The organism is Rathayibacter sp. PhB127, from assembly GCF_003751665.1.
In the GTDB taxonomy this organism is placed as follows: domain Bacteria; phylum Actinomycetota; class Actinomycetes; order Actinomycetales; family Microbacteriaceae; genus Rathayibacter; species Rathayibacter festucae.
In genome coordinates this window covers 1-26,057 of sequence record NZ_RKHW01000001.1, presented here as the reverse complement: position 1 = coordinate 26,057, position 26,057 = coordinate 1, and the positions used below count along the sequence as shown (strand labels likewise).

Genomic DNA, 26,057 nt, shown 5'->3' with positions numbered 1-26,057 from the left:
CAGAACGAGCGCACAAGTGGCATCTCGCGGGGAGGGTCAGCGCGTGAGGGTGCTGCCGGAGTCGTGGGGGAGGCGGGCGGCGGCGATCAGGGGGACGAGGGTCAGGACGGCGAGCGTCAGGAAGGCGAAGCGGTAGGGGACGAGGCCCGGGCCGAACGCGGAGCCCGCGGCCAGCGCGATGCCGCCGGCGGCGACGCCGAAGCCCGCGGCGATCTGCTGGGTCGTCGCGCTGAGGGTGTTCGCGCCGGACATCCCCTCGGGCGCCACCTCGGCGAAGGTGACCGTGTTGTAGGCGGTGAAGCCGGCCGAGCGCGCGACCCCGCTGAGCACCAGCAGCGCCACGATCGCCGGGATCGGCACGTCCGGATCGAGGAACGCCATCGCGACCATGCAGGCGATGCCGACGACGTTCGCCGCGACGAGCACCCCGCGGAAGCCCACCGTGTGCAGGAGCCAGGTCGTCGCCGGCTTGATCGCCAGATTGCCGACGAAGAGCGCGAGCACGATCGAGCCGGCCTGCACCGCGTTCCAGCCGAAGGCGTCCTGGAAGAGCAGCGGCAGCAGGAACGGCACCGCGTTGATCGTCGCCCGGTAGAGCGAGCCGCTCGCGTTCGCCACCCGGAACGTGGAGAAGCGGAACGCGTCCAGCGGCACCAGCGGGTGCGGCGTGCGGCGCAGGTGCCGCACCGCGACGGCGGTGACGAGCGCGCCGGTCACGGCCAGGCCGAGCGCGACGGTGTCCGAGCCGCTGCCGGTCACGAAGCCGGTCGCGCCGACCAGCGCGCCGAGTCCGACCGCGACCAGGAGCAGGCCGACGACGTCCAGCGGAGGCGGTGCGGCCTCGACGCCGGCCGGGATGATCCGCCGCGCAATCACGAAGGCGACGACGCCCAGCGGCAGGTTGATCAGGAAGATCCAGTGCCACGAGGCGTAGGTCGTCAGCAGCCCGCCGACGAAGGGCGCGAGGATCGGCGCGACCAGCCCCGGCCAGACCAGGATCGCGATGGCGCGGATGATCCCCTCCCGCGGCGTGACGCGCAGCACCGCGAGCCGGCCGACGGGCACCATCAGCGCGCCGCCGACGCCCTGCAGCACGCGGGCCGTCACGAGCAGCGGCAGGGTCGGGCTGAGCGCGCAGAGCAGCGAGGCGAGCGTGAACACCGCGATCGCGGTCGTGAAGACCCGGCGCACGCCGAAGCGCTCGCTCAGCCAGCCGGAGGCGGGGATCAGCACCGCGACGGTCAGCAGGAACGCGGTGACGGTGATCGCGACGGCGGCGGAGTCGACGCCCAGGTCGGCGCCGATCGCGGGCGCCGCGGTGGTGACGATCGTCGCGTCGAGGTTCTCCATGAAGAAGCAGCCCGCGACGAGGAAGGCGATCGCGCGCTGACGGCGGGGATCCAGGGCGGGCCTCCTGCGGGGACGGGTGCGGCGGGGCGGGCGCCGGGACGACAAGGGCGAGCGTAGCGCGCGGCCCGGCAGCGACTCCGCCTCCACCGCATCCGGGCCCGGTACCGTCGAGGGCATGAGCGACTCCGAGAACCGCACCGTCCAGCTCCGCCGCTACGAGCTCGTCGACGGGGTGATGGACGACTTCCTGTCCTGGTACCGGGCGAAGATCGTCCCCGCCCGCGCCGCGCACGGCTTCACGATCGAGTTCGCCTTCGCCGACCGCGAGGTGAACGAGTTCGTCTGGGCCGTCAGCACCCCGGGCGACGCGGAAGCGTTCGCCGAGATCGAGAAGACCTACCTCGCCTCCCCCGAGCGCGAGGCCGCCTTCGCCGGCGAGCCGACCCGCGTGGCCGTCCACCACGTCCGGCTCGTCGAGCGCATCGTCTGACCGGGGCGGGGCGGCTCCTCGTCAGAAGATCCGGATGCGGAAGCGATCCGCAACCGTCCTGAGGTCGTCATCGGTGACGAGGACGGGCTCGACGGCACCCACGAGCACACGGTGCGCGTCGGGGTGGTCGAGCCAGAGCGCTCTGCACCACGCGGCGCCGTGCTTGCTGCCGAAGTGGACGCCGAGCGGTGTCCCGCCGGTGTCGAGTGTCAGTCCATGCAGATGCTCGGCGATCCGGGTCGTGACGGCGCGATCCTCGGAGCGCAGTGTGCCGGTGGTGAGGTGCGGGACCTGGAGTTCGGCGAGGAGTGTGCCGATCGCGCGCTCGATCGACGCGAGCGAGTCGGGGTGCTCGACGTCGACGAGCCATCCCGAGTCCGGGAGCGCGGCGAGGATCATCGCCCGGTCGTAGCGCCAACCCGCGGGGACCGCTCCGAGGCCCATGAAGTCTCGCTCGGACCACTCGCGCGCGATCTCCTCGACGTACTCCTCGAGCGTGACCCCGGCGTAGTCGGCGTCTCGAGCGAGTGCGTCGTCGATGCCGTTGGCCCGTTTGAAACCGGAGAGCACCTCGGCGTACGCCGCCGACCGAGTCTCGGCGAGGTAGAACGTCTGGCCGAGCACGTCGTAGCGTCCCCACTCGTGACGGGATCGCGCCGCGGCGTCACGAGGAGCCCCCGACAGCGGCGGGTGGACCCTCTTGCCGACGTGGTACCCCTGGGCTCCCGGGTCCGAGACGAGTCGGAGTCCGGTGACCGAGCAGGTACGAGCGGCCGTCACGCGTCGGCGGTTCCGGCGATGAAGGACTCGACGGCCGCGGCGACATCGCTGTGGCGCCCCTCGCGGATCGCGGTGATCGGCGTGCTCTCACCGAGGTGCGGGTTCCCTCCGATGAACCACTGCCGTGCGACGTGGTCGCCGTCGGCAGCGGAGAGAAGCGTCCACTGACGATGCGCGAAGATCAGCCGGTTGGCGGCCTCCGAGCGCGGCTCCGGTCCGTCGGCCTTGGCCCAGCGGAGGGGCAGCTTGCGATCCTTCGTTCCCGCCAGGCCTGCCACGAGCGTCGGGCCCAGGGCCGCAGTGAGCTCGCGTGCGATGTCATGGATGTCCATGCGCAGGGTGCGACCGTGCTGAGCAGCGGGGGTGAGGATCTCCATGCAGGGAAGCCTACTCACGAGGCCCCCTGAAAACCACCGGAATACCACCGTGCGCAGTGAGCCTTCGACACGGTGAGCGCGGCTGAGCGGCTCGGAGGTCCAGCGGTGGAGCGGCACTCCGCGAAGGTCGGAGAATCACGATGCCGGCGCCTCTCGCTAGCCCCGGGCGCGGCGCGCGACGGCGAGGACGGCTCGGAGCGCCAGGGAGCCGACGGCGACCGAGGCGACGGTGCCGAGCAGCCGCGGCAGGACGTGCTTCGGCGAGTCGACACCTTCGCGGTCCTTCGGTGACGCCAGTGCCGCGGGCTGCAGGGTGCGGCCGTTGGCGCCCGCCTCGGCCATGTGCGCGAGCCGGCGGAGCGTCTCGATGTTGCGCACCCAGAGGAACGAGTGCAGCAGCGGCTTCGGGATCAGCGTGCCCGGGCCCTTCACCGCCGTCTCGTGGATGCGGACCCTGCAGCCGTCGCGGTGCGGCTCGACCTCGAGGCGGACGCGCGCCTCGCCCATCGGCCAGCCGGCCGCCTGGATGATGAAGCGGCTCGACGGGTCCCACTCGAGGACCGTCGTCTCGTCGTCGATCACCAGCGGCCAGACTCCGAAGGAGTGGTGCAGCTTCGAGCCGACGTGCGGCCAGTCGCGGCCGACCCGGCGCATCCGGGACGAGCCGACGACCCAGGAGGGGAAGAGCCAGCCGGACGCGAAGACGGCGAAGACGGACTCGGGCGGGCAGTGGAAGACGCGGGTGTTGCGGGACATCGCGGGCTCCTTGTCGTGAGGGCGGGGTCGGGTGGGTCGTGCCGCCCGACCCTCAGGGTGTCAGATCGGGCGAGCGGTTCTGATCGGGCGAGGGCGACAGATCAGGCGCCCGCCGGATCCCGAACTCGTGCCGGAGCGCGCTGCGGGCGGCGTGCCAGCCGGCCATTCCGTGCACGCCCGGGCCGGGCGGCGTCGAGGACGAGCAGAGGTAGAGCCCCTTCGCGGGCGTGCGCCACGGGTCGGAGGAGGGGATCGGCCGCGAGAGCAGCTGCGCGACGCTCGCCGCTCCGGCCGCGATGTCGCCGCCGATGTAGTTCGGGTTCCAGGCCTGCATGTCGCGGGCCGTCATCGAGGACACGGCGAGGACGCGGTCGCGGAAGCCCGGGGCGAAGCGCTCGATCTGCGCGGTGATCGCCTCGCGCTGGTGCGCCGGCGAGTCGCGCGGCACGTGCGTGTAGGCCCAGAGGACCTGCTTGCCCTCCGGCGCGCGGGTCGGGTCCAGCACGGAGGGCTGCGAGACCAGCACGTACGGGTTCTCGCTGTGCCGGCCCTGGACGACGTCGCGCTCGGCCGCGGCGATCTCGGCGCGGGTGCCGCCGACGTGCAGGGTGCCGGCTCCGGCGAGCTCCGGGTCGGTCCAGGGGACGGGACCGTCCAGCGCGAAGTCGACCTTGGCGACGCCGTTGCCGTAGCGGAACATCCGCAGCGCGGAGGCGTAGGGGCCGGGCAGGCGGTCGCCGGCGAGCGCGAGGAGGGCCCTCGGCGTGAGATCGAGCAGCACGGCGCGCGCGCTCGGCAGCTGGGAGAGCGAGGTGATCTCCACCCCGGTCTCGATGGTGCCGCCGTGGGCGCGGAGGTCGTCCGCCATGGTGTCGACGATCGCCTGGCTGCCGCCGACCGGCACCGGCCAGCCGCGCGCGTGCGCGTAGGAGCCGAGCGCGAGCGCCGCGGCGGCCGTGGACAGGCTCGGCATCGGCCGGATCGCGTGCGCCGCGACGCCCGCGAACATGGCGGGCGCGACCTCCTCGCGGAACCGCGCGTTCCAGAGCGGCGAGCCCTGCTCGAGCACGCGCAGGCCGAAGCGGAGCAGCACCGAGGGGTCGGTCGGGATCTTGAGCAGCGCGTCGTTCGTGAAGCCCGCGACGCGGTCGGCGCGCTCGGCGAGCGGACCCATCAGCGAGCGCCAGGCCGCACCGTCGCGCCCGAGCGCCGCGGCGGTCCGCTCGAGGTCGCGGTAGGCGATGCCCGAGCGGCCGCCGTCGAGCGGGTGCGCGTAGGAGATCTCGGGCAGCCGCAGGTCGATCCTCCGGTCGAGCTGGAACCGGCGGAAGAACCCGGAGGCGAGCGCCATCGGGTGCACGGCCGAGCCGATGTCGTGGTGGAAGCCGGGCAGCGTCAGCTCGGCGGTCCGGGCGCCGCCGCCGAGGGTCTCGTTGCGCTCGTAGACCGCGACCGAGAGCCCGGCGCGGGCCAGGGTGACAGCGGCGGAGAGCCCGTTGGGGCCGGAGCCGACGACGACGACGTCGACCACGTCACTTCCTCCGCAGGGCCGCGACCGCGCCGACCAGGCCGGCCGCGCCGAGCACGGCCGCTCCGGCGTAGCTCGCCGCGCGGTGGCGGATCATCCAGATCTGCGGCGTCATCGTGTGCGCGCGGTCGCTGAAGAGGCCGCGGGCGCCGTGGTCGCCGGGGACCGGCTCGTAGACGTTGTTCGGAAGCATCGGCTCCTTCTTGTCCGGCGCCTGCTGGCCGTCGAAGGCGCTGCGGGCCAGGTACCAGTCCATGAAGGCGCCGGCGAAGCGGTCGCCCAGGATGGTGCCGGCCGTCGGCTCGCCGACCCAGGTGCGCCGGCGCGGCTTGTCGGCGACGTCGGCGATCGCGATCGCGCCGACCTCGGGCTCGTAGATCGGCGGCACCGGCTGCGGGTGGTGCGGCAGCTGCGACTTCACCCAGTTGAACTGGATGGTGTTGAGCGCGGGCATGTCGACCTCGGACAGCTTGATCCTGCTCTTGGAGTGCAGCAGCTCGGCGGTGACCGCCTCGGTGAAGCCGCGGGCGCCGAACTTCGAGGCGCAGTAGGCGGCCTGGAGCGGGATGCCCCGGTGCGCGAGCGCCGAGCCGACCTGGATGACGTGACCGCGGCCGCGCGGGGTCATCCGCGAGAGCGCCGCGCGGGTGCCGTTGACGAAGCCGAAGAAGTTGACCGCGACGGCGCGCTCGAAGTCGGCCGGCTCGGTCGAGAGGAACTCGCCGAAGACGCCGACCATCGCATCGTTGACCCAGAGCTCGATCGGCCCGAGCTCGGCCTCGATCCGGTCGGCGGCCGACTCGACGGCCTCGCGGTCGGCGACGTCGGTCGGGATGGTCAGACCGCGGCGGCCGGCCTGCTCGATCTCGGCCAGCGTGGCCGCGAGACCGTCCTCGCCGCGGGCGAGCACGGCGACGTCCCAGCCGCGGGAGGCCAGCTCGCGGACGGTGGCGCGGCCGAGACCGGCGGTGCCACCGGTGACGACGGCGACGCCGCGGCTCATGCGCGGGCTCCGGGGGCGGGGGTGCGGGGGTTCTGCGTCATGGTCGAGCTCCTTCGTGAGGGCGCCGGAGGCGGCTTGCTGCTCCTCCACGGTAGGCGGCACCGGAGGCGCGCCGCGCGGGGTTGCGCACGATCGGTGGGAGCATCGCAGGACCACCGCCTGGGGAGGAGCCTCGGCCACCTCCCGATCCGTCCAGCGATCATCCAGACCGCACCCAGACGTCGGCGCCAGACTGACCGCCGCCGCGCCCCGCGCGACCCCGCCCCTCGACGACCGGACCGACCCATGAACGCACTCCTCGGGCTCAGCCTCGTCTCCGGTCCGGTGGTGGTCGCGGTCTACGCGGTGTCGGGTCTCGCCCTGCTCCTGCTCGTCCTCGCCTTCGCGCGCTCCGCCCGCCGCGGTCGCCGCCGCCGCCTGGCGCTGGCCGCGGCCGTCCTGCTCCTCGGCCTGCTCGGCGGCTGGGCGCTCGGCGGACTGCTCGGCGGCACCGGCGGACTCTTCGGCGTCGACTTCACCCCCGTCACGCGGGTGTGGATCGGGCTCGGTCTGGGCGGACTCGCCGTGGCGCTGATCGTCCTGGTGCACGCCCTCGTCCGCCGGCGCGGCCGGCGGGTGCTGGCCTCGGCGCTCGTCGGCGTCCTCGTCGTCGCGACCGCGGCGATGACCGTCAACATCGACTTCGGCCAGTACCCGACCGTCCGCAGCCTCCTGGGCATCAGCGCCTACCCGACCGTGGCCGATCCGATCCCGACGCCCGCCGGCGAGCACGCCTCGCTCGACAGCTGGACCGCCCCCGCCGGGATGCCGACCGCGGGCAGCGTCACCAACGTGGCGATCCCCGCCACGAAGTCCGGCTTCCCCGCCCGGGACGCCGTCGTGTACCTCCCGCCGGCCGCCCTGACCGAGGACCCGCCGCTGCTGCCGGTGATGATGATGCTCTCCGGCCAGCCCGGATCGCCGTCCGACCCGCTCGCCGTCGAGCACCTGCAGCAGACCCTGGACACCTACGCGGCCGCGCACGCCGGCCTCGCCCCGATCGTGGTCTCGCCCGACCAGCTCGGCGACCCGACGGCGAACCCGATGTGCATCGACTCGCCGCTCGGGAACTCCGCGACCTACCTCACCGTCGACGTGCCGAACTGGATCCGCGCCAACCTGCCCGTCCTCGGCGACGCGCAGCACTGGGCGATCGGCGGCCTCTCGCAGGGCGGCACCTGCGCGATCCAGCTCGGCGCCGGCTACCCGCAGCTCTTCGGCAACATCGTCGACGCCTCCGGCGAGCTCGCCCCGACGCTCGGCGACGACGCGACCACGATCCAGCAGGGCTTCGGCGGCGACGCGGCGGCGTACGAGGCGGCCAAGCCCGCGGCGATCCTCGCGAAGAACGCGCCCTACAAGGACTCCTTCGCGGTCTTCGGCGTCGGCGCGAACGACACCTCCTTTCTCGCCGGAGTCCAGACCCTGCACGCCGCCGCGCAGGCGGCCGGCATGGACACCGCCTACCTCGAGGTGCCGGACAGCGCGCACGACGCGACGGCGTGGTCGACGACCTTCGACAAGGGCGTCGAGCTGCTGACGGCGCGCTGGAACCTGGTCCCCGCGTCCTAGGCGCTCGCGACCGCCGGCAGCACCCCCGCCGCCGTGCCGGAGACGACGAGATCCGCCCGATCGCGGGTCGCCTCGATCAGGACGGCGTTCGCGCCGTCGACGTCCGCCGCCCAGGCCGACGCCGCCTCCGGAGCGCGACCGAAGGACACGTGCCGGTCGACCAGCCGCTCGAAGCGCTCCGACTCGGGGGTCGCGCAGAACCAGGCCTCGTCGAACTCCGCGCGCAGCAGGGCCCAGGGCCCGTCGTCCACCAGCAGGTAGTTGCCCTCGACCACCACCAGCGTCGCCTCGGGCCGGACGGCGAGCGAGCCCGCCACGCCCTCGTCGACCGTGCGCTCGAACGTCGGCGCGTAGACCACGTGGTCGGTCTCGGCGCCCAGCCGCCGCACCAGGGCGAGGAAGCCCCAGCCGTCGAAGGTGTCGATGGCACCCTTGCGCCCGTGCCGGCCGAGCTCGTCGAGCATCGCGTTCGCCAGGTGGAAGCCGTCCATCGGCACGAAGGCCGCGGTCCCCTCCCCCGCCAGCTCGTTCGCGCGGGCGACCACGGCCCGGGCGAGAGTGGTCTTGCCCGCGCCCGGGCTGCCCGCGAGGGCGAGGACCGCTCGCCGCCCGGACCTGCGGAGCGCGAGCGCCCGGCGGGCCAGCTCGTCGAGGTCAGGCGTCGCCACGGGTGCCCTCGAGCGCGTTGACGAGGAACGCGTGCGCGTGCCGGGCGAGGGCGGGGCCGTCGTTCCAGAGGTTCCGCCAGACGGCGAGGTCGTTCGAGAGCGTCGGCGAGACGACGGCCGAGGAGAAGGACTCGAAGGTGATCGGCCCGCGGTAGTCGATGGCCGCCAGGGCGTGGAAGAAGCTGGTGAAGTCGAGGTGCCCGCTGCCGAGGTAGCCGCGGTGGTTCTCACCGATGTGCACGTAGCCGAGGCGGTCGCCGACGAGCAGCACCGGGCGGAAGAAGTCGTCCTCCTCGATGTTCATGTGGTACGTGTCGAGGTGGATCAGGACGTTGTCGGCGCCGATGTCGTCGGCGAGTCGCAGGGCCTCGGCGGCGGTGTTGATGACGTTGGTCTCGTAGCGGTTGCAGATCTCGAGACCGAGGGTCATGCCCTTGCCGGCGGCCTCCGCGGCGAGGTCCGTCAGCACCGAGACCACGTTGGCGCGGCCCGCGGTCGACAGCGGCGCGCTGTACTTGCCGAGCGCGCTGTAGAGCGCGCCGGTGAAGTGCGTGCCACCGAGCGCATGAGTGGTCTCGAGCGAGTCGGCGAGCAGCTTCGCGCCGCGGGCCACCACCTCCGGGTCGTCGCTGGAGACGTCGGCCGAGAACGCGAGGCCGCGCGAGCAGACGATGCCGAGGTCGTTCGCCTCGAGGGCGGCGCGGGCGGAGGCGGTGTCGAGGTTCTCGACGTCGTGCAGCGAGAGCTCCAGCAGGTCGAAACCGGCGGCCTTCGTCTGCTCGATCGTGCTCGTGACTTCGGCGGGCGTGGTGCCGCCGGCGAAGACGAGGGCGTGCACTCCGAGGGGGTTCGTGGGCATGGTGGTACTCCTGGTTCGGTCGAAGGGTCGAGGTCGAGAGGTCGAGATCGAGAGGTCGGGGGGTCCGGTCGCGGCGTCAGGCCGCGGCGGACCGCGAGGTGTCGAGCAGGCCCGCGAGGAACGCGTGGCCCGAGGTCGCGAGGGCGACCGGGTCGTGCCAGAGCTCGCGCCAGAGGCCCATCGCCTCGGCGGACGCGGTCGGCTGGATCCGCGGCGAGAAGCTCTCGAGCGTGAGCGGGCCGCGGTAGCCGGAGGCCGTGAGCGCCGCGACGAGTCCGGTCCAGTCGGTGCTGCCGGTGCCCAGCTCGCCGCGGTGGTTCTCGGAGGCGTGCAGGTAGCCGAGGGCGCCGCCCGCGTCGCGGACCGCGCTCGCCAGGTCGACCTCCTCGAGGTGCGCATGGAAGGTGTCGAGGTGCAGCAGCACGTTCGGAGCGCCGAGCTCGTCGAGAAAGGCGACCGTCTGCGCCGCTGTGTTCAGCAGATTGCTCTCGTAGCGGTTCACGTACTCCGCTCCGAGCGCGATGCCCGACGGCGCGGCCGCCGCGGCGACCCTCCGCAGCACCGCGAGCGAGCGCTCCCGTGCGGCGGCGTCGGCCGCGTGCTCGTACTTGCGCATCGCCGAGTACGTGACGCCGCCGACGTACCGGGCGCCGATCGCCTCCGCGAAGCTCACGGCGTCGAGGAGGCGCTCCTCGCCGCGGGCCGAGACCGCCGCGTCGGCGGCGGTGATGTCGGAGTCGGCGTCGAGCGCGAGCGAGACGACGGCGTCGATCCCGTGCTCGTCGAGCAGGGCTCCGGTCCATGCAGCGGCGGCGGGGTCGCCGGGCGCGGGGATCTCGATCAGGTCGAAGCCGATCGCGGCGGCCGCGGCGATCGCGCGCCGGCCCGACTCCCTGGTCCAGTCGCCGGTCAGCAGGCCGGCGTGCACGCCCAGCGGCGAGGAGCGCGCAGGGCTCCCGCGGTGCACGAGCGAGGGCCGCATCAGGCGGCCTTCGCGCCGGTGATCAGCGAGACGAGCTCGTCGCCGCTGGTCTCGGCGGTGCGGCGCCCGGCGACCGCCAGGCCCGCGCGCATCACCCAGACCTGGTCGCTGAGCCGCATGACCTGGTCGAAGTTGTGGCTGATGAGCAGCACGGCGACGCCGGCGTCGCGGAGCTTGAGGATGATCTTCTCGACCCGGGCCGTCTCCTGCACGCCGAGCGCCGCGGTCGGCTCGTCCATGATCACGATCTTGCTGCCCCACCCGGCGGCGCGGGCGATGGCGACGGCCTGGCGCTGGCCGCCGGAGAGGCGGCGGACCTTGCTGGTCACCGGCGGGACGTTGACGGCCAGATCGCCGAGCAGCTCCTGCGCGGTCCGCTTCATCTGCGCCCGATCGAGGAACCGCAGGCCGGGCACGCCCTTGGTGAGCTCGCGGCCGAGGAAGAAGTTCTGCCAGACGGCCAGGTCCTCCACGAGCGCGAGGGTCTGGTGCACCGTCTCGATCCCGCCGTCGCGAGCACCGAGCGGCGAGGTGAAGTGGACGACGTCGCCGTCGAGCACGATGGTTCCGGAGTCGGCGGGGTGCACGCCGGAGAGACAGCGGACGAGCGTCGACTTGCCGGCGCCGTTGTCGCCGATCAGGGCGGTGATCTCGCCGCGGCGCATCGAGATCGACGCGCCCTTGAGCGCGTGGACGCCGCCGAAGGACTTCTTGATGTCGGTCGCCTCGAGCAGGAGGTCGCTGGTCATGGCGGGGCTCACTTCTTCTGGTAGCGGGTGATGAGGGCGGCGAGCACGACGACCAGGCCGACGGCGAGGGGCTGGTAGAACTGCGAGACACCGAGCAGGGTCAGGCCGTTCGTCAGCGCGGTGAGCAGGAACGCACCGATGATCGGGCCGACGATCTTGGCCTTGCCTCCGGTGAGGCTCACGCCGCCGAGCACGACGGCCGCGATCGAGTTGAGCAGGTACTGCGTGTTGATCGCGGGCTCCGCGGCGCCGACGCGGGCGACCAGGAGCAGTGAGCCGATGCCGGCGAGGACCGCCGCGATGATGTACACCGCGATGCGCACCCGGCCGGCCTTGATGCCGTTCGCGACAGCGCTCTCCTCATTGCCGCCGACCGCCTGCACGTGCAGGCCGAAGCGGGTGCGGAACATGACCACCCAGGCCACGACTCCGATGACCGCGGCCAGGATGATCGGGTAGCCGATGATCCCGATCGAGCCGGTGGTCAGCGTCAGCAGCTCGGGGCTGCCGACGGTGATCGGCTTGCCGTCGGAGGCGATGAGCGCGAGTCCCGTCGCCACCGACAGCGTGCCGAGGGTCGCGATGAAGTCGGTGACCTTGCCGCGGGCGATGAGGAGGCCGTTGATCACGCCGATCACGCCGGCGAAGAGCAGGGCCGCCAGCGCCGAGAGCCAGAAGCCCCAGCCCCCGCTCCAGGCGAGGCCGAAGCCGACCGCGCCGACCGTCATCGTCGCCGAGATCGACAGGTCGATGCCGCCGGTCGTGATGACGAACGACTGGCCGATCGACAGGATCACCAGGATCGCCGCGGCGACGAGCATCGCCTTGATGTTGCCGAGGCTGAGGAAGGTCGGCGTCGCGATCGAGAACACGATCACCAGGGCGACGAGCCCGATGGGAGCGGCGTTCTCGGCCCAGAAGCTGAGCTGGCGGAGGTTCGCGAGCAGGGGCGCGGCGCTGATCGGGCTGGGGGAACGGGCGGGGACTGTGGTCATGGTCGCTTCCTGGGTCGCGGAGGGCGCGTCGGGCCGGGTGGCGTCGGGCTGGGTGGCGTCGGGCTGGTGCGCGTCGGGCTAGTCGCTGGGGACGAGGTCGGCCAGCGGGTTGTCGAACTCCTCGAACGGGGCGGGGAACGCCGCGAGTGCCTTGTCGGCGGTGTCGGAGGTGACGAGCGCGGTGGGCGACTCGATCTCGGCGGGGATGCTCTCGCCGCCCTGCACCGCCTCGCACGCCTGCAGGCCGAGCTGGCCGATCGCGTAGGGGTACTGCGCCACGGTCGCGGTCAGCCCGCCGTCCTTCACGGACTGCAGGGCGTCCTCGTTCCCGTCGACGCTGACGACCTTCACGGTGCCGGTGAGGCCCGCGTTCTCCACGGCCTTGACGATGCCGAGGCCCATGTCGTCGTTCGCGGCGAAGAACGCCGTGACGTCGGGGTTCGCGGCGAGGATGTCGGTCGCCTTGGTCAGCGCGATCTCGCGCTTCCAGTCGGCGGCGGCCTCCTGCACGACGGTGAGGTCCGAGCCGATGGCGGCGGTGAAGCCGTCGACGCGGGCGGCGCTGGTGACGTCGCCGGAGATGCCGCCGATGACGGCGACCTTCGAGCCGGCCGGCAGCTGGTCGACGAGGAGGTCGCCGGCCTTGCCGCCCGCGGCTTCGTTGTCGGTGCCGATGTAGGTGGTGACGTCGAGGTTCGCCGCCTTCACGGCGTCCGGGTCGAGCGGGCTGTCGATGTTGACGATCGTCTTGCCGGTCGCCGAGGCGAGGGCCTGCACGAGGTTGGTGCCGCTGATCGGGTTGACGATGATGCAGCCGAAGTCCTGGCCGGCCACGGTGGTCAGCTTGTCCGCCTGACCGGTGGTGTCGCCGATGTCGGCGGCGGCCTGGACCGAGACGTCCACGCCGTCGTCCTTCGCGGTGGCCTCGATCCCGTTCTCCATCGCCTGGAAGAAGGGGTTGTCGAGGCCCTTGATCACTGCGGCGACCTTGGCCGAGCCGCCGCCGGAGGTGGCGTCCCCGGTACCGGAGGAGGCGCAGCCGGTGAGCAGGAGAGCGAGGGCGCCGACCGGTGCGAGGACGGGGAGGAGTCGGCGGGCGGCCGTCGAGCGGTTCATCTTTGAAGACATCGTCATCCTTGAAGATCAGGGCACCACTGCGTGCCGATGTGTGAAAACTAGCGCCCCTTTCGCTTGACCGCAACACGAAAGTTAGCCGACTTCCTGCTTTCCATCGACGGCGATGTACGCTGACCCTGACGATGGGGGCGGGATGACGGCATATCCGACCGGTGAGACGGGATCGCACGTGGCGGATGTCCTCGCCCTGTTCCGCGAGCAGGGCGAGATCTCGCGCAACGCGGTGATGGAGCAGACCGGCCTCTCCCGGTCGACCGTCAACCAGCGTCTCGCCACCCTCGTCGAGCTCGGCCTGATCGTCCCGACCTCGGGCGGGGAGTCGACGGGCGGTCGGCCCTCGAGCATGTTCGCGGTGAATCTGCGCGGCACCGTCCTCCTCACCGCCGACATCGGCGCGAGCGGCTTCGTCGTCGCCGCGTGCGACCTGCGCGGGACGCCGCTGCGGCACGAGAGCGCGGTCATCGACGTGTGGGAGGGGCCCGAGAAGGTCCTCGCGCAGGTCCTCGAGGCCTTCGAGCGCCTCCGCCTCGGCGACGCGGTCGCCGGCATCGGCATCGGGGTCCCCGGGCCGGTGGAGTTCGCCGCCGGGCGGGTGCGCAACCCGCCGATCATGACCGGCTGGGACGACTTCGACATCGCCGGCTTCTTCGCCCAGCCCTACGGCGGGGTCCAGGTCGTCATCGAGAACGACGCGAACGCGCGTGCGCTGGCCGAGTCCCGGCACCACGGCTCCGACAATCTGATCAGCCTCAAGCTCGGCACCGGCATCGGGGCGGGTCTCGTCTTCAACGGCGCGACGATCCGCGGCGCCGTCGGCGCGGCCGGGGACATCGGCCACACCCGCGCGGTCGCCGACACCGTCGACGACGACCCGCTGCCCTGCCGGTGCGGCAACTCCGGCTGCGTGGAGGCCTACGCGAGCGGCTGGGCGCTCGTGCGCGACCTCTCGGTGCACGACCCGTCGATCACCCACGTCGCCGACGTGACCGCGCGCGTCCTCCGCGGCGACATGCGGGCGACCCAGGCGGTGCACCGGGCCGGACGGGTCCTCGGCGAGGCGGTCGCCGACCTCGTCAACATCCTCAACCCGCGCACCATCGTCGTGTCCGGCCAGCTCGGCGACTGCGGCGAGGTGCTGATGTCGGGCCTGCGCGAGCGCGTCTACCTGCGCACGCACCCGCTGGCGACGCGCTCCCTCACCATCCACACCTCCGACCTCGGCGAGCTCGCCGGCGTCATCGGCCTCGCGCTCACCACCGCGGACCAGGTCTTCAGCCGGAGCCGCTTCGACCGCGAGGCGCAGGAGCCGCAGGAGGCGCAGGACTCCCCCGCGCGCTCCGCCTAGGCGCGGGTCGCCGCCGCGACCGCGGCCGCCACTCCCCCGCCCCACGGCGCGCCGTGGCCGGGCAGCACCCAGGTGGCGCCGGTCGGCAGCAGGCGCTGCAGCGAGGCGAGCGCCTGCTCCGGCTCGTCGGTGAACGGCGCGGGGGCCGGCCCGGTCGCGCCGGTCAGCACGTGGCGCGTGGTGAGGCCGTCGCCGACGAACACGGCGTCGGCGATCGGCACGTGCACCGCGATGCTGCCGGCGGAGTGGCCGGGCAGCCCGATGATCCGCGGGGCACCCGGGAGGTCGAGCGTCTCGCCGTCCCGCACCGTCACGACCTCGGTCAGCGGGGGCACGCGCGCGCCGCCCTTGCGCAGGAAGTAGCCGAGGAAGCCGACGAGTGCGCCGAGCTTCATCGACTGCTTCCCGTTCGCGGGCTTCTTCCCGCCCTTCGCGCGCTCGGCGTCGGCCTCGTGCACGAAGACGGGCACGCCGTGCTCGTGCCGGAGCCGCTCGGCGAAGCCGATGTGGTCGGAGTCGCCGTGGGTGAGCACGACTCCCCTGATGTCGTCGACGGAGCGGCCGATCGCCTTCAGCTCCGCGAGCAGCTCGGGCCAGAGCCGGGGCAGGCCGGCGTCGATGAGGGTCACGCCCTCGGGCGTGTGGACGAGGTAGGCGGCGACGATGTCCGAGCCGATGCGGCGGAGGTGGGGGGCGAGTTCCATGATGGCTACGGTAGCTAGCCATCATGGCTACTGTCAATAGCTATAGTGAAGGCATGCCCACCCCCGAGCGCACCTCCCTCGACGCGATCGTCCGCGCCGCCGCCGAGATCCTCGAGGAGGAGGGGCTCGCCGGCGTGACGATGCAGGCCGTCGCGCAGCGCGTCGGCGTGCGCGCCCCCTCCCTCTACAAGCGGGTCGAGGGCCGCGACACCCTGCTGCGCCTGGTCGCCGAGGCGACGCTGGGCGAGCTCGCCGCGCGCGTGGAGCCGATCGAGGACGCCGCCGCGCTCGCCGGCGCCTTCCGCGCGTTCGGCCGCGAGCGGCCCGCCGCCTTCCTCCTGGTGATGGCGCCGGCACCCGGGACCCCGGTGGCCCGGCAGGAGTTCCGCGACGCGGCGAGCGCCTCCGTCCTCCGCGTCGCCGCCGGGCTCGCGGGCGAGGAGCACGCGCTCGAGGCCGCGCGGACCCTCACCGCCTGGAGCACCGGCTTCATCGGCATGGAGATCAACGGGGCGTTCACCCTCGGCGGGGACGTCGAGAGCGCCTGGCGCTTCGGGCTGACCCGGGTGATCGCGGCGCTGGAGCTCGCGGAGGTGGAGCTCGCGGCGGTGGAGCGCGCGGAGCTGGAGCCGGCCGAGGTCAGCGCGCCGCGGCCTCGTCCTCGAGGAAGCGCGGCCGGCTCGCCGCGAGTCCGCTGAGCAGCAGCACCACGAGGCTCACCAGCAGCAGGGCGTACGAGCCGGTCCAGCTCCCCTGCGCCTCGTAGAGCAGGCCGATCAGCAGCGGCCCGGCGCAGGCGAGCGCGTAGCCGAGGCCCTGCGTCGCCCCGGAGAGCACCGAGGAGCCGGCCGTGCTGCGGGTCCGCGCGTTGACGAGCGTGAGCGTCATCGGGAAGGTGCTGACACCCAGGCCGAGGCAGACCACCCAGGCCACGGCGCCGGCCAGCGGCGCGACCAGCAGGCCGACGTAGCCGACGGCGAGCAGCGCGACGCAGACGACGACCACGATCGAGGGGTTCCGCATCCCGAGGGTCAGCGGCGGGACGACGAAGGCCGCGCCGAGGCCGAAGATCGAGAAGAGGGCGAGCAGCGCCCCGCCCTGGGCCGGGTCCGCGCCGGCGTCGACGAGGATCGTCGGCAGCCAGGTGATGATCGCGTAGGTGTTCAGCGCGGTCATCCCGAGCATCAGCACCATCGCCCAGAGCAGGCGGGTGCGCCAGGCGCCGGCGAGGCGGGTGGGCGCGGCGGCCGCGGCGGCGCCGGCCTCGCCGCGCCGGGCGAGCGCCGCCCAGAGCAGGCAGGCGACGGCGGTCAGCGCCGCCCAGACGCCGACGGCGAAGCGCCAGTCGAGGGCCGTGGCGAGCGGGACGGCGACCAGCGGGGCGATGAACTGGCCGGTCTGGAGCAGCGCGAGGTAGAGCGAGCTGATGGTCTTCAGCCGGTCGGCGAAGTAGCGCTTCACGATCGGCACGATCAGGACGTTCGAGGTGCCCACTCCGGCGAAGGCGACGACGGAGGAGAGCACCAGCGCGAGCGGGCTCGGGCTGAGCGCACGGAGCACGACGCCCGCGGTGGTCACCAGCGTGGCGACGGCGAGGGTGCGCTCGAGGCCGAAGCGGCGCGCGGCCCCGGCGGCGACCACGCCGAAGACGGCGAAGGAGGCGGTGACGACGGTGCCGAACACGCCGTAGAGCGAGGGGCCGAAGTCGAGGTCGGCGCCGATCGTATGGAGCAGAGGGCTGAAGCCGGTGACGGCCGTCCGGAGATTCAGCGCCGTCATCACGATCGCGGCGAGAGCGAGGAGCGCGGTCCTCTGCGGGGTGACGACGGTGGACGTCATGGCGGCCTGCCCTGGGTAGGATGATGGGATGAATCTCGCCGAGCCTAGCGCGCCGGAGCCCCGGTCGGTCGACCTCCGCGCACCGGAGCCGTTCCGCCGCGAGAGCGTCATCGACCACGTCACGGCGCTCTTCCACGAGGAGATCCGCTCCGGCCGGTGGGCGATCGGCACGCGGATCCCGACGGAGCCGGAGCTGGTGCGCTGGAGCGGCGCGGGGCGGAACTCCGTGCGCGAGGCCGTGCAGACGCTCGTGCAGTCGGGGCTGGTGCGGCGGGAGCAGGGGCGCGGCACCTTCGTGATCGCGCGCTCGCAGCTCACCACGTCGCTCCGGAGGCGACTGCCGAGCGCCGAGCGGCGCGACGGCCTCGAGCTGCGCTTCGCGATCGACGGGGCGACCGCGGCCCTCGCGGCCGAGCGACGCACCGCGGAGGACGCCGAGACGCTGCGGGACCTGCTCGCCGCCCGCACCCGCTCCTGGGAGGGACACGACCTCGCCGAGCGGACCGCGACCGACACCGCGCTGCACCGCGCCGTCGTCGCCGCCACCCACAACGCGCTCTTCCTCGAGCTCTACGACGGGCTGACGGGCCTCTTCGAGACGGTGCTGCAGGACGACGTCGTCGGCGAGGAGGACCGGCACGCCCGCGAGCACGCGCTGCTGGTCGAGTCGATCGCCGCCGGCGATGCGGACGGGGCCCGGCGAGCGATCGAGGAGCTGCTCGCGCCGCTGCTGGAGCCGGACGGCGAGCAGAACATCAGCTGAGAGGCCTCGTCATCGGCCATCGGCGATGAGACGTGCTCTCAGCCGAGGTTCTGCAGGAGCAGCGCCGATCAGCGCTGCGGCCGGCGCGTGGACCAGAGCGCCCAGGCCACCAGCAGCGGCTGGAAGACGAGCCGGACGGCGCGCTTGCGGTCGGTGTCGAGGCCGAACGCGCTGGTCTTCGTGACGTACTGCGAGACGTTGCCGGGGAAGATCGCGGTGAAGAAGGCGGCCGCCGCCGCCCCGACCAACGGCGCCCGGCGGCGCGCGAGCACCAGCGAGGCGCCGAGGCCGATCTCCACGACGCCGGACGCGAGCACGACCGTGTCCTTGTCCAGCGGCACCCACTCCGGCACCTGCGCCTGGAACTCCTCGCGCGCGCGGGTCAGATGGCTGACGCCGGCGAAGACGAGGGCGGAGCCGAGGAGGACCTTGGCGCCGGTGCGGATCAGGGACGGAGTGGAGGAGGCCATCCCCCCATCGTTCCCGATCGAGCGGGCCGGAGTGCCCGGCAGCGCCCGAACCGCACGGATGTGCCGTGTCGGAGGCCCGGCCTAGTCTGATCGGGTGTCAGACCGCATCCTCGTCCTCACCACCGGCGGAACCATCGACAAGGAGTACTCGCTCGCGGGCGAGCTCGAGATCGGGGCGCCGACGATCCCGCGCCTGCTCGAGCCCGTGCTGTCGACGCTCGAGTTCCGTGTCGAGGAGGTCCTGCGGAAGGACAGCCTCGACCTCGACGACGCCGATCGCGCGCTGATCCGCGAGCGCGTGCTCTCGGCGGAGGAGGACCGGATCGTCCTCACCCACGGCACCGACACGATGACCCTGACGGCCGAGGCGCTCGGCGCCGTCCGCGACCGGGTCGTCGTGCTGACCGGCGCGATGCAGCCCGCGCGGATGCGCGACAGCGACGCCGCCTTCAACCTCGGCGCGGCCGTCGCGGCGGTGCAGCTGCTGCCGCCGGGCGTCTACCTCGCGATGAGCGGGCGGGTGCTGCCGGCCGGCGCCGTCGTCAAGGACCGGGCGGCCGGGATCTTCCTGCCGGCCTGAGCCGCGAGACTCGAGGCGGCCGTCACTCCGCCGCAGCGACCGCCCGCGTGCACTCCGCGCACAGCCCGAAGACGTCCACGACGTGGTGCGCGTCGGTGAAGCCGTTCTGCGCCGCGACGCTGTGCGCCCAGGTCTCCACCGCGTCCGCGGCGATCTCGACGGTCAGCCCGCAGCGCCGGCAGATCAGGTGGTGGTGGTGGGTGCCCGGGGTGCAGGCGCGGTAGAGGCTCTCGCCGTCCGGCGACTGCAGCGAGTCGGCCTCGCCCTCGACCGCGAGGTCGGAGAGGGCGCGGTAGACCGTCGCCAGGCCGATCGGCGAGCCCGAGGCGTGCAGGGCGCTGTGCAGCCCCTGGGCGCTGACGAAGTCCTCGCGCCGGGTGAGCGCCTCGCGCACGGCCTCGCGCTGCCACGTGTTCCGCTTGACCACCGGTCCGCCTTCCCGTTTCACGACCCGCGCCACGCTATACCCCCGCCCCGACCGCGGCCGGTGAGCGCCGGCGCGAGGGCCGCCGCACGCCCTTGCGGCCGATGATCCGGCAGACGACGTAGATCGTGAACGAGATCGTCGTCACATACGGGCTGATCGGCACCGATCCGCCGAGCGCGAGCAGGATCCCGCCCACCAGCGCACCGACCGCGAACAGCACGCTGAGCAGCGGCACGAGCACCGGCGACGCCGAGATCCGCAGCGCCGCCGCCGCCGGAGTCACGAGGATCGCGAGCACCAGCAGCGAGCCGACGATCTGCACCGACACCGCCACGGCGAGGCCGAGCAGCAGCATGAACACGATCGAGAGCGCCCGGGTCGGGATGCCGCGCGCGGCCGCCACGTCGGCGTCGACGCTCGCGAAGGTCAGCGGGCGCCAGATCAGCGCGAGCCCGATCACGACGACGATCGAGATGGCGATCAGCCAGCCCAGCTGCGGGTCGTCGACCGCGACGATCTGCCCGGTGAGCAGGCCGAACTTGTTCGCGCTGCGTCCCGGGTACAGCGCGAGGCAGAGGATCCCGAGGCCCAGGCCGAACGGCATCAGCACGGCGATGATCGAGTTGCGGTCGCGCGCGCGAGAGCCGAGCAGCCCGATCAGCAGCGCCGCGACCAGCGAGCCGACGATCGAGCCCTGCACGACGCCGACGCCGAGCAGCAGGCCGGCCGAGGCGCCCGCGAACGACAGCTCGCTGATCCCGTGCACGGCGAAGGCCATGTCGCGCGACATCACGAAGACGCCGATCAGCCCGCCGACGACGCCGAGGACGGCGCCCGCGATCACGGAGTTCAACAGCAGCGCGAGCAGCGCGCCGTAGTCGGAGAAGTCGAAGATCTGCGACCAGACGTCGTCGGTCATGCGCGCTCCTCCTCGTGCTCGTGCACGTGCGAGTGGTCGGGGGCGCCGACCACGATGACGCGGCCGCGCGCGCGGATCACGTCGACCGGCGCGTCGTAGAGCTCGCTGAGCACCTCGGAGCGCAGCACCTCGTCGGGGGTGCCGATCCGGAAGCGGCCGCCGGCCAGGTAGAGCACCCGGTCGACCATCCCGAGCACCGGATTCACGTCGTGGGTGACGAAGAGGACGCCGAGGTTCCGCTCGCGCCGGTGCCGGTCGATCAGCTCGCTGACCGCGCGCTGGTGCGCGAGGTCGAGGGCGATCAGCGGCTCGTCGCAGAGCAGCAGGGCCGGGTCGCCGGCGAGCGCCTGGCCGACGCGGACGCGCTGCTGCTCGCCGCCGGAGAGGCTGCCGATCGGCGCGTCGGCGTAGTCGGTGGCGCCGACGGACGCGAGCAGGGCGTCGACCTGCGCACGACGCGAGCGCGAGGGCAGCGGCAGGCCGAAGCGGTGGCCGTCGATGCCGAGGCCGATCAGGTCGCGGGCGCGCAGCGGGGTGCCCTCGTCGGCGAGCTTCTGCTGCGGGATGTAGCCGATGCGGCGGTTGCCGCGGTGCACGGGCTCGCCGAGGACGCGCAGCTCGCCGCTGCTGAGCGGCTGCTGGCCGAGGACCGCGCGGAGGAGGCTGGTCTTGCCGGAGCCGTTGGCGCCGAGCACCGCGACGAACTCGCCGGCCCGCACGTCGAGGTCGACGCCGCCCCAGAGCTCGCGGTCGCCGAAGCGCAGACCGGCTCCGCGCAGCTGCAGCACGGACGCCGAAAGGCCCGCCTCCGAGGAGGCGGGCGCTGACGACGGACCGGGTGGGGTCGAGGAGGGTGGCGTCACGACGAGAGGGCTCCCTCGAGGGCGTCGAGGTTGGCGGTCATCCAGCCGACGTAATCGTCGCCCTCGGGCAGCGTCTCGGTGACCCCGACGGTCGCGATGCCGGCCGCCTCCGCCGCGTCGAGCACGGCCTGGGTCTGCGAGCTCTCGGTCTGCTCGTTGAAGACGAGCGCGTCGACGGTGCCGTCGGAGAAGAGGGCGAGCGTCTCCTGCAGCGTGGTCGCGGGGACGTCGGTGCCCTCCTCGACCGCCTCGCTGAACGCCTCCGGAGTCGCGTTGACGAGCCCGAGCGCGTCGGTCAGGTAGAGCGGGACGGGCTCGGTGATGGCGATCGACCGGCCGCCGAGCGCGCCCTTCAGCTCCGCCTCGCGGTCGATCAGGGCGTCGAGGGAGCCGCCGAGGGTCTCCGCGTTCGCGGCGTAGGTCGCGGCGTTGTCCGCGTCGACCGTGGACAGCTCGTCGGCGATCGACGTGACCATCTTTCGGACCGCGGACAGGTCGTACCAGACGTGCTCGTTGTACTCGGCGTGCTCGTGCCCGGCCTCGTCGTGACCGGCGTCGGCGGCCTCGTCCTCGTGGTCGTGCTCCTCCTCGAGCCCGGCGACGACGGTGGCGGTGATCACGGGGGCGGTGGAGCCGGACGCGTCGATCATGGTGTCGACGAAGGAGTCGTAGCCGCCGCCGTTCTCGATCACGAGCGCCGCGTTCGAGAGGGCGAGCTGGTCGCGGGCCGTCGCCTCGTACTCATGCGGGTCCTTGTCCGGGCTGTCGATGATGCTCGTGACGTCGACCAGGTCGCCGCCGATGCTGCGGACCAGGTCGCCGTAGACGTCGGTCGACGCGACGACGGCGACCTTCCCGCTGTCGGCGGAGGCGCCGGTCGAGGAGGCCGTGCCGGAGCACGCCGAGAGGGCGAGCGCGGTGCTGCCGAGCAGCGCGACGAGGGCGAGGGAGCGGGTCTTCACGGGTGAGCCGATCTGGGTCTGGAGCGGGGCGGTCGGGATGCTGACACGGTAGCGACTATTGATAACGATTGTCAAAGTCACTGCGGAGTACCTGCGTCGCGAGGAGTCGCCCGGGTCGCGTCGCGCGGAGTCACACGCGGTCACGGGTCGTCGCATTCCGGCAGGGCACCCGCTGCGGCTGCCACAGTCGCCGCAGCACCCCGCGATCGCCGCCTCCGCCGCGATCGCCCGCACCGGAAGGAACCACCGTGAGCAGCACCGTCTCGACCCCGACGCTCGACAGCCGACTCCCGCTCGACAGCCCGCCCCCGACCGATCGCTGGGCCCGCTCCCCGCGCCCCGCCACTCCTGGTGAGTGGCTCGCCCGCGCCGAGGAGACCGCCGCGGTCCTCGCCGTCGACGCGCTCGAGCGCGACCGCGCCGGCGCCGCGCCCGTCGCCGAGGTCGCCCTGCTGAAGAGCGCGGGCCTGGTCACCCTGCTCGGCCCGCTCGAGCACGGCGGCGGCGGCCAGGAGTGGAGCGTCGCCCTCCGCGTGATCCGCACGATCGCTCGCGCCGACGGCTCGATCGGCCAGCTGCTCGGCTACCACTACCTCTGGGCCTGGGCGGCCCGGCTGGTCGGCACGCCCGAGCAGATCGCGGCCGTCGAGCAGCAGGCGACCGAGGGGAACCTCCTCTACGGCGGCGCGGTGAACCCGCGCGACTCCGATCTCACGGTCCGCGAGGAGGGCGACGAGCTGGTCTTCACCGGCCGGAAGTCGTTCTCGACCGGCGGAGTCGTCAGCGACCTGACCGTGCTCGAGGGCGTCCTCGAGGGGACGGACACCCACGTCTTCGCGATCGTGCCGACCGCGCAGGACGGCATCGTCTTCGGCCGCGACTGGAACAGCCTCGGGCAGCGCCTCACCGAGTCGGGCTCGGTCGAGATCCGCGGAGTGCGGGTGCCGTGGGCCGCGGCGGCGGGCTTCGTCGACCGGGTGTTCCAGCCGCTGGTCTACAACACCCTCAACGTGCCGACGATCCAGCAGGTGTTCGCCGAGTTCTACCTCGGCATCGCGCAGGGCGCACTCGAGCGGGCGGCGCAGTACACCCGCGAGTCGACGCGGGCGTGGCCGTACGGCGGCGACGACAAGGCCCGCGCGAGCGAGGAGTGGTACATCCTCGAGGGCTACGGCGACCTGCAGTCGCGCCTCTGGGCCGACGAGGCGCTGATCGACGCGACCGGCGCCGCCCTCTCGGCTGCGCTGCACGCGCCGCGCGAGGAGCTGACCCCGCGCCGCCGCGGCGAGATCGCCGTGCGGATCGCGGCCGCGAAGGCGCGCATCGTCGAGGACGGCCTGGCCGCCGCCACCCGCGTCTTCGAGCTGACCGGCGCCCGGGCCTCCTCGAGCTCGGTCGGCCTCGACCTCTACTGGCGCAACCTGCGGACCCACTCGCTGCACGACCCGCTGCCCTACAAGCGCCGCGAGGTCGGCGTCTACACGCTGCTCAACGAAATTCCGGAGCCGAGCTGGTACACCTGATCGGCCGCGGCGGCGCGGACGGCGTCAGAGCAGGCCGTGCCGCCGGAACGCCGCCAGGACGCCGTCCTCGCGCACGGAGGCGGTGACCTCGTCGGCGGCGGCGAGGGCCGCGGCGGAGGCGTTCCCCATCGCGATGCCCAGGCCCGCCGCGGCCAGCATCTCGACGTCGTTCGAGCTGTCGCCGATCGCCATCGTGTCCGCCAGCGGGTGGCCGAGGCGCTCGGCCAGTCGCACCAGCGCACTGCCCTTGTCGACGCCGCGGACGCTGACCTCGCCGCCGGCGTCGCCGAGGGACGGGATCGTCCCGGTGATCACGTGGAAGCGGTCGCCGAGGCCCTCGCGGACGAGGGCGAAGGCGGTGCCGTCCTCGCCGAAGAAGGTCGCCTTGGCGATGCCCTCGGTCGGGACGGTGCCGTAGCCGCCGCCCACCCCGCCGCTCGTGAAGACGTCGTCGTACGACTGCAGCGAGTAGGCGATCCGGTGCGCCTCGAAGAAGCCGGCGATCGCCTCGACGTCCTCGGGCGCCATCGTCCGCGACTCGAGCAGGACGCCGTCGAGCTCGACGAAGCCGCCGGCCGCCGAGACGACCCCGTCGAAGCCGAGGTCGAGGACCTGCTGCGGGATCTCCGGGCGCGAGCGGCCGGTCGCGACGAGGACGAGATGGCCGTTGCTCCGGGCGCCGGTGATCGCCTCGCGCACCGACGGCGCGACGACCCCCTCGTCCAGGAGCGTGCCGTCGACGTCGAGCAGGACCAGTCGGGTGCGTGTCACCCGCGGAGCCTACCGGCCGGGTCCGACGCCCTCGCCGGTCGGCCCGCGTCCCGGGATCAGCCGAGCGTGCGCGGCGCCCGCCACTCCCAGGAGCGGTCCTCGTCGCCGATCGGCCGCAGCACCCGCGCCGGCACGCCGCCCGCGACCACCATCGGCGGCACGCTCGCCGTGACGACCGCGCCCGCCGCCACCACGGAGCCCGCGCCGATCACCACGCCGGGCAGCAGGATCGCGCCCGCACCGATCCAGACGTCGTCCTCGATCACGACCGGCGCCGAGAACTGCGTGCCGTCGCGGCGCAGCTCCGGGTGAACGGGATGCCCGGTGGTGCTGATCGTGACGTTCGGCGCGATCATCACCCGGTCGCCGATGACGACCTCGACGTCGTCGACCAGCGTCAGCCCGAAGTTCACGTACACGTTCGCGCCCAGGCGGACCCGGCGGCCGTAGGCGACGTGCAGCGGGGGCTCGACCCAGGCGCCCTCGCCGACCGCCTCGAACAGCTCGTGCAGCAGGCGACGGCGCTCGTCGACCTCGCGGGGGCCGGTCGCGTTGTAGGCGTGGGCGAGCTCCTTGCCGCGGATCCGCTCCTCCTCGAGCGCCTCGAGGCCCTCGCCGGCGTCGACGTACAGCTCGTGGGCGTCCATCCGCCGGCGGACCTCGTGCTCGCGCGCGTCCATCGCGTCCCCTCTCGTCGTCACCAGCCTGGCACGGGGGCGCCGACGGCCCCGGGTGCGCGGTGAGGGGAGGAGGGACGGGGAATGCAGGGAGGGACGGGGGCGCTCACGCGGCGCGAGGTCGCCGCGCCGCGTCAGCAGGCGCAGATCTCCCGGCGGATCCAGTCGCCGGCCTCGGCGACCGGCAGCTCGCCGCGCCGCAGCAGCCGGCTCCACTCGACCGCGCGCCCGGTGAGCCGGTCGTCCGCGGTGCCGCGGTGGTCACCGCCGGCCGTGCGCATCAGGAGGTGAGCGATCGGGCCGCCGAGGCGCAGCGTCGCGCCGGCCACCCCGGCGAAGTGCCGGGCCTGGCCGCGGGTGTCGTCGTCGTAGGGCGGCGCGAAGCCGCGGCCGCGGATCCGGTTGCTGCCACCGGAGGCGAGGTCGATCAGCCCGCGCGGCCAGGGACGGATCCCGGCGACCTCGCGCGCTACCGCGGCGATCAGGGCGCGGGGGTGGGGCGAGGCGGCGGCGAGGGCGTCGACGCGGTCGGCGAGGGCGGAGCAGGCGTCGGAGGCGGGCACCCGCCCAGTGGAGCACAGGACGACTGGGCGGTGGCGGGGAGCAGCGGCCTTGACACCCGCGGCTCGCGCCAGCACCATCGACAGTACAACGTTAGAAACAGCGGGCGGCGATCGCCGACGATCACCCCGTCCGGCCCGGCCGGAGCCCGCCGACGCCTCGGAAGGGCCCCGAATGACCGACTCCTCCGCCACCTCCTCCCCCGCCGCCGCCGCGCGCGTCTTCCTCGATCCGGCCGCGGTGGTCGCTCCCGTGAATCCGCGGCTGTTCGGGTCGTTCGTCGAGCACCTGGGCCGCTGCGTCTACGACGGGATCTACGAGCCCGGGCACCCGACCGCGAACGAGGACGGCTTCCGCCTGGACGTGGT

At 73.3% G+C, this 26,057-nt stretch carries 29 protein-coding genes and 1 pseudogene; 8 read left to right on the top strand and 22 right to left on the bottom strand.

Annotation, left to right across the window (positions count from 1 at the left end; genetic code table 11):
* Positions 1-36: 36 nt before the first annotated feature.
* Positions 37-1,455: an MFS transporter gene (locus EDF22_RS00150; RefSeq protein WP_260301781.1), complete on the bottom strand. Its 1,419-nt coding sequence runs from the start codon at positions 1,453-1,455 to the stop codon at positions 37-39.
* Between the two features lie 70 nt (positions 1,456-1,525).
* Here EDF22_RS00150 and EDF22_RS00145 point away from each other — a divergent pair, with 70 nt between their 5' ends.
* On the top strand, positions 1,526-1,840 hold the full coding sequence (locus EDF22_RS00145; RefSeq protein WP_123701461.1) for an NIPSNAP family protein: 315 nt from the start codon (positions 1,526-1,528) through the stop codon (positions 1,838-1,840).
* Positions 1,841-1,861: 21 nt separating this feature from the next.
* Here the strand turns inward: EDF22_RS00145 and EDF22_RS00140 are convergent, their stop codons facing one another.
* The 5 genes from EDF22_RS00140 to EDF22_RS00120 all read right to left on the bottom strand — a co-directional run bounded on the left by EDF22_RS00140 (position 1,862) and on the right by EDF22_RS00120 (position 6,284).
* The gene (locus tag EDF22_RS00140; RefSeq protein ID WP_123701460.1) at positions 1,862-2,464 is read right to left on the bottom strand and encodes a hypothetical protein; all 603 of its coding nucleotides are present in this window, start codon (positions 2,462-2,464) and stop codon (positions 1,862-1,864) included.
* A gap of 152 nt (positions 2,465-2,616) precedes the next feature.
* Complete coding sequence (locus EDF22_RS00135; RefSeq protein ID WP_123701458.1) at positions 2,617-2,997, bottom strand: hypothetical protein; 381 nt, start codon at positions 2,995-2,997, stop codon at positions 2,617-2,619.
* 156 nt (positions 2,998-3,153) lie between these two features.
* Positions 3,154-3,753 (bottom strand): SRPBCC family protein, encoded by a 600-nt coding sequence (locus EDF22_RS00130; protein WP_123701456.1) that lies wholly within the window; start codon positions 3,751-3,753, stop codon positions 3,154-3,156.
* 52 nt (positions 3,754-3,805) lie between these two features.
* Positions 3,806-5,284 carry an NAD(P)/FAD-dependent oxidoreductase gene (locus EDF22_RS00125; protein ID WP_123701454.1) on the bottom strand — a complete coding sequence of 493 codons (1,479 nt, stop codon included), beginning with the start codon at positions 5,282-5,284 and terminating at the stop codon, positions 3,806-3,808.
* Position 5,285: 1 nt separating this feature from the next.
* Positions 5,286-6,284, bottom strand: a complete 999-nt coding sequence (locus EDF22_RS00120; RefSeq protein ID WP_123444693.1) for an SDR family oxidoreductase — start codon at positions 6,282-6,284, stop codon at positions 5,286-5,288.
* 285 nt (positions 6,285-6,569) lie between these two features.
* Here EDF22_RS00120 and EDF22_RS00115 point away from each other — a divergent pair, with 285 nt between their 5' ends.
* The gene (locus EDF22_RS00115; RefSeq protein ID WP_123701452.1) at positions 6,570-7,895 is read left to right on the top strand and encodes an esterase family protein; all 1,326 of its coding nucleotides are present in this window, start codon (positions 6,570-6,572) and stop codon (positions 7,893-7,895) included.
* On the opposite strand, the gene EDF22_RS00110 is transcribed toward EDF22_RS00115, so the two are convergent.
* From EDF22_RS00110 to EDF22_RS00085, 6 genes are all read right to left on the bottom strand, one after another.
* Positions 7,892-8,563, bottom strand: coding sequence for a nucleoside/nucleotide kinase family protein (locus tag EDF22_RS00110; RefSeq protein WP_123701450.1), 672 nt, complete (start codon positions 8,561-8,563; stop codon positions 7,892-7,894). The genes EDF22_RS00115 and EDF22_RS00110 overlap by 4 nt on opposite strands.
* Complete coding sequence (locus EDF22_RS00105) at positions 8,550-9,422, bottom strand: sugar phosphate isomerase/epimerase (RefSeq protein WP_123701449.1); 873 nt, start codon at positions 9,420-9,422, stop codon at positions 8,550-8,552. The genes EDF22_RS00110 and EDF22_RS00105 overlap by 14 nt, the downstream gene beginning before the upstream one ends.
* A gap of 76 nt (positions 9,423-9,498) precedes the next feature.
* Positions 9,499-10,404 (bottom strand): sugar phosphate isomerase/epimerase, encoded by a 906-nt coding sequence (locus EDF22_RS00100; protein ID WP_123701447.1) that lies wholly within the window; start codon positions 10,402-10,404, stop codon positions 9,499-9,501.
* Positions 10,404-11,153 carry an ATP-binding cassette domain-containing protein gene (locus tag EDF22_RS00095; protein WP_123701445.1) on the bottom strand — a complete coding sequence of 250 codons (750 nt, stop codon included), beginning with the start codon at positions 11,151-11,153 and terminating at the stop codon, positions 10,404-10,406. The genes EDF22_RS00100 and EDF22_RS00095 overlap by 1 nt, the downstream gene beginning before the upstream one ends.
* 8 nt (positions 11,154-11,161) lie before the next feature.
* Complete coding sequence (locus EDF22_RS00090; RefSeq protein WP_123701444.1) at positions 11,162-12,148, bottom strand: ABC transporter permease; 987 nt, start codon at positions 12,146-12,148, stop codon at positions 11,162-11,164.
* A gap of 78 nt (positions 12,149-12,226) precedes the next feature.
* Complete coding sequence (locus EDF22_RS00085; RefSeq protein ID WP_221180871.1) at positions 12,227-13,276, bottom strand: substrate-binding domain-containing protein; 1,050 nt, start codon at positions 13,274-13,276, stop codon at positions 12,227-12,229.
* Positions 13,277-13,418: 142 nt separating this feature from the next.
* Between EDF22_RS00085 and EDF22_RS00080 the strand changes: the two genes are divergently transcribed.
* Complete coding sequence (locus tag EDF22_RS00080) at positions 13,419-14,630, top strand: ROK family transcriptional regulator (protein WP_165908974.1); 1,212 nt, start codon at positions 13,419-13,421, stop codon at positions 14,628-14,630.
* On the opposite strand, the gene EDF22_RS00075 is transcribed toward EDF22_RS00080, so the two are convergent.
* Entirely contained in the window at positions 14,627-15,334 is a 708-nt protein-coding gene (locus tag EDF22_RS00075; protein WP_123701438.1) for an MBL fold metallo-hydrolase, read from the bottom strand. The genes EDF22_RS00080 and EDF22_RS00075 overlap by 4 nt on opposite strands.
* Before the next feature lie 53 nt (positions 15,335-15,387).
* Here EDF22_RS00075 and EDF22_RS00070 point away from each other — a divergent pair, with 53 nt between their 5' ends.
* Positions 15,388-16,032 carry a TetR/AcrR family transcriptional regulator gene (locus EDF22_RS00070; RefSeq protein WP_123701436.1) on the top strand — a complete coding sequence of 215 codons (645 nt, stop codon included), beginning with the start codon at positions 15,388-15,390 and terminating at the stop codon, positions 16,030-16,032.
* Here the strand turns inward: EDF22_RS00070 and EDF22_RS00065 are convergent.
* Positions 15,974-17,173, bottom strand: coding sequence for an MFS transporter (locus tag EDF22_RS00065; RefSeq protein ID WP_123701434.1), 1,200 nt, complete (start codon positions 17,171-17,173; stop codon positions 15,974-15,976). The two genes, EDF22_RS00070 and EDF22_RS00065, sit on opposite strands and share 59 nt — an antisense overlap.
* A gap of 28 nt (positions 17,174-17,201) precedes the next feature.
* Between EDF22_RS00065 and EDF22_RS00060 the strand changes: the two genes are divergently transcribed.
* Positions 17,202-17,936, top strand: a complete 735-nt coding sequence (locus tag EDF22_RS00060) for a FadR/GntR family transcriptional regulator (RefSeq protein ID WP_123701432.1) — start codon at positions 17,202-17,204, stop codon at positions 17,934-17,936.
* Between the two features lie 68 nt (positions 17,937-18,004).
* On the opposite strand, the gene EDF22_RS00055 is transcribed toward EDF22_RS00060, so the two are convergent.
* The gene (locus EDF22_RS00055) at positions 18,005-18,406 is read right to left on the bottom strand and encodes a hypothetical protein (protein WP_123444687.1); all 402 of its coding nucleotides are present in this window, start codon (positions 18,404-18,406) and stop codon (positions 18,005-18,007) included.
* Between the two features lie 94 nt (positions 18,407-18,500).
* Here EDF22_RS00055 and EDF22_RS00050 point away from each other — a divergent pair, with 94 nt between their 5' ends.
* Positions 18,501-18,986, top strand: coding sequence for an asparaginase domain-containing protein (locus EDF22_RS00050; protein WP_123444686.1), 486 nt, complete (start codon positions 18,501-18,503; stop codon positions 18,984-18,986).
* 22 nt (positions 18,987-19,008) lie between these two features.
* On the opposite strand, the gene EDF22_RS00045 is transcribed toward EDF22_RS00050, so the two are convergent.
* The 4 genes from EDF22_RS00045 to EDF22_RS00030 all read right to left on the bottom strand — a co-directional run bounded on the left by EDF22_RS00045 (position 19,009) and on the right by EDF22_RS00030 (position 22,157).
* Positions 19,009-19,413, bottom strand: a complete 405-nt coding sequence (locus EDF22_RS00045) for a Fur family transcriptional regulator (RefSeq protein WP_123701430.1) — start codon at positions 19,411-19,413, stop codon at positions 19,009-19,011.
* Positions 19,414-19,447: 34 nt separating this feature from the next.
* Complete coding sequence (locus EDF22_RS00040) at positions 19,448-20,332, bottom strand: metal ABC transporter permease (protein WP_123701428.1); 885 nt, start codon at positions 20,330-20,332, stop codon at positions 19,448-19,450.
* Entirely contained in the window at positions 20,329-21,120 is a 792-nt protein-coding gene (locus EDF22_RS00035; RefSeq protein WP_243587249.1) for a metal ABC transporter ATP-binding protein, read from the bottom strand. Before EDF22_RS00035 ends, EDF22_RS00040 begins: the two co-directional genes overlap by 4 nt.
* Before the next feature lie 71 nt (positions 21,121-21,191).
* Positions 21,192-22,157 (bottom strand): metal ABC transporter solute-binding protein, Zn/Mn family, encoded by a 966-nt coding sequence (locus EDF22_RS00030; protein ID WP_260301773.1) that lies wholly within the window; start codon positions 22,155-22,157, stop codon positions 21,192-21,194.
* Positions 22,158-22,405: 248 nt separating this feature from the next.
* Between EDF22_RS00030 and EDF22_RS00025 the strand changes: the two genes are divergently transcribed.
* Positions 22,406-23,680 carry an acyl-CoA dehydrogenase family protein gene (locus tag EDF22_RS00025; protein WP_123701424.1) on the top strand — a complete coding sequence of 425 codons (1,275 nt, stop codon included), beginning with the start codon at positions 22,406-22,408 and terminating at the stop codon, positions 23,678-23,680.
* A 24-nt stretch (positions 23,681-23,704) separates the two neighbouring features.
* Here the strand turns inward: EDF22_RS00025 and EDF22_RS00020 are convergent, their stop codons facing one another.
* The 3 genes from EDF22_RS00020 to EDF22_RS00010 form a co-directional block, all read right to left on the bottom strand.
* Positions 23,705-24,451, bottom strand: a complete 747-nt coding sequence (locus EDF22_RS00020) for an HAD hydrolase family protein (RefSeq protein WP_123701422.1) — start codon at positions 24,449-24,451, stop codon at positions 23,705-23,707.
* A gap of 56 nt (positions 24,452-24,507) precedes the next feature.
* Positions 24,508-25,131, bottom strand: coding sequence for a sugar O-acetyltransferase (locus EDF22_RS00015; protein ID WP_123701420.1), 624 nt, complete (start codon positions 25,129-25,131; stop codon positions 24,508-24,510).
* 131 nt (positions 25,132-25,262) lie between these two features.
* Positions 25,263-25,691 carry a hypothetical protein gene (locus EDF22_RS00010; RefSeq protein WP_123701418.1) on the bottom strand — a complete coding sequence of 143 codons (429 nt, stop codon included), beginning with the start codon at positions 25,689-25,691 and terminating at the stop codon, positions 25,263-25,265.
* Between the two features lie 172 nt (positions 25,692-25,863).
* Here EDF22_RS00010 and EDF22_RS00005 point away from each other — a divergent pair.
* A pseudogene (locus tag EDF22_RS00005) lies at positions 25,864-26,057 on the top strand (alpha-L-arabinofuranosidase); the annotation flags it as partial.

Coding starts and splice junctions, on each gene's coding strand:
- EDF22_RS00085 (WP_221180871.1), bottom strand. CDS start 13,276: ATGTCTTCAAAGATGAACCGCTCGACGGCCGCCCGCCGACTCCTCCCC.
- EDF22_RS00055 (WP_123444687.1), bottom strand. CDS start 18,406: ATGGCCTCCTCCACTCCGTCCCTGATCCGCACCGGCGCCAAGGTCCTC.
- EDF22_RS00090 (WP_123701444.1), bottom strand. CDS start 12,148: ATGACCACAGTCCCCGCCCGTTCCCCCAGCCCGATCAGCGCCGCGCCC.
- EDF22_RS00105 (WP_123701449.1), bottom strand. CDS start 9,422: ATGCCCACGAACCCCCTCGGAGTGCACGCCCTCGTCTTCGCCGGCGGC.
- EDF22_RS00115 (WP_123701452.1), top strand. CDS start 6,570: ATGAACGCACTCCTCGGGCTCAGCCTCGTCTCCGGTCCGGTGGTGGTC.
- EDF22_RS00080 (WP_165908974.1), top strand. CDS start 13,419: ATGACGGCATATCCGACCGGTGAGACGGGATCGCACGTGGCGGATGTC.
- EDF22_RS00070 (WP_123701436.1), top strand. CDS start 15,388: ATGCCCACCCCCGAGCGCACCTCCCTCGACGCGATCGTCCGCGCCGCC.
- EDF22_RS00120 (WP_123444693.1), bottom strand. CDS start 6,284: ATGAGCCGCGGCGTCGCCGTCGTCACCGGTGGCACCGCCGGTCTCGGC.
- EDF22_RS00145 (WP_123701461.1), top strand. CDS start 1,526: ATGAGCGACTCCGAGAACCGCACCGTCCAGCTCCGCCGCTACGAGCTC.
- EDF22_RS00100 (WP_123701447.1), bottom strand. CDS start 10,404: ATGCGGCCCTCGCTCGTGCACCGCGGGAGCCCTGCGCGCTCCTCGCCG.
- EDF22_RS00040 (WP_123701428.1), bottom strand. CDS start 20,332: ATGACCGACGACGTCTGGTCGCAGATCTTCGACTTCTCCGACTACGGC.
- EDF22_RS00015 (WP_123701420.1), bottom strand. CDS start 25,131: ATGGACGCGCGCGAGCACGAGGTCCGCCGGCGGATGGACGCCCACGAG.
- EDF22_RS00060 (WP_123701432.1), top strand. CDS start 17,202: ATGAATCTCGCCGAGCCTAGCGCGCCGGAGCCCCGGTCGGTCGACCTC.
- EDF22_RS00135 (WP_123701458.1), bottom strand. CDS start 2,997: ATGGAGATCCTCACCCCCGCTGCTCAGCACGGTCGCACCCTGCGCATG.
- EDF22_RS00075 (WP_123701438.1), bottom strand. CDS start 15,334: ATGGAACTCGCCCCCCACCTCCGCCGCATCGGCTCGGACATCGTCGCC.
- EDF22_RS00095 (WP_123701445.1), bottom strand. CDS start 11,153: ATGACCAGCGACCTCCTGCTCGAGGCGACCGACATCAAGAAGTCCTTC.
- EDF22_RS00065 (WP_123701434.1), bottom strand. CDS start 17,173: ATGACGTCCACCGTCGTCACCCCGCAGAGGACCGCGCTCCTCGCTCTC.
- EDF22_RS00130 (WP_123701456.1), bottom strand. CDS start 3,753: ATGTCCCGCAACACCCGCGTCTTCCACTGCCCGCCCGAGTCCGTCTTC.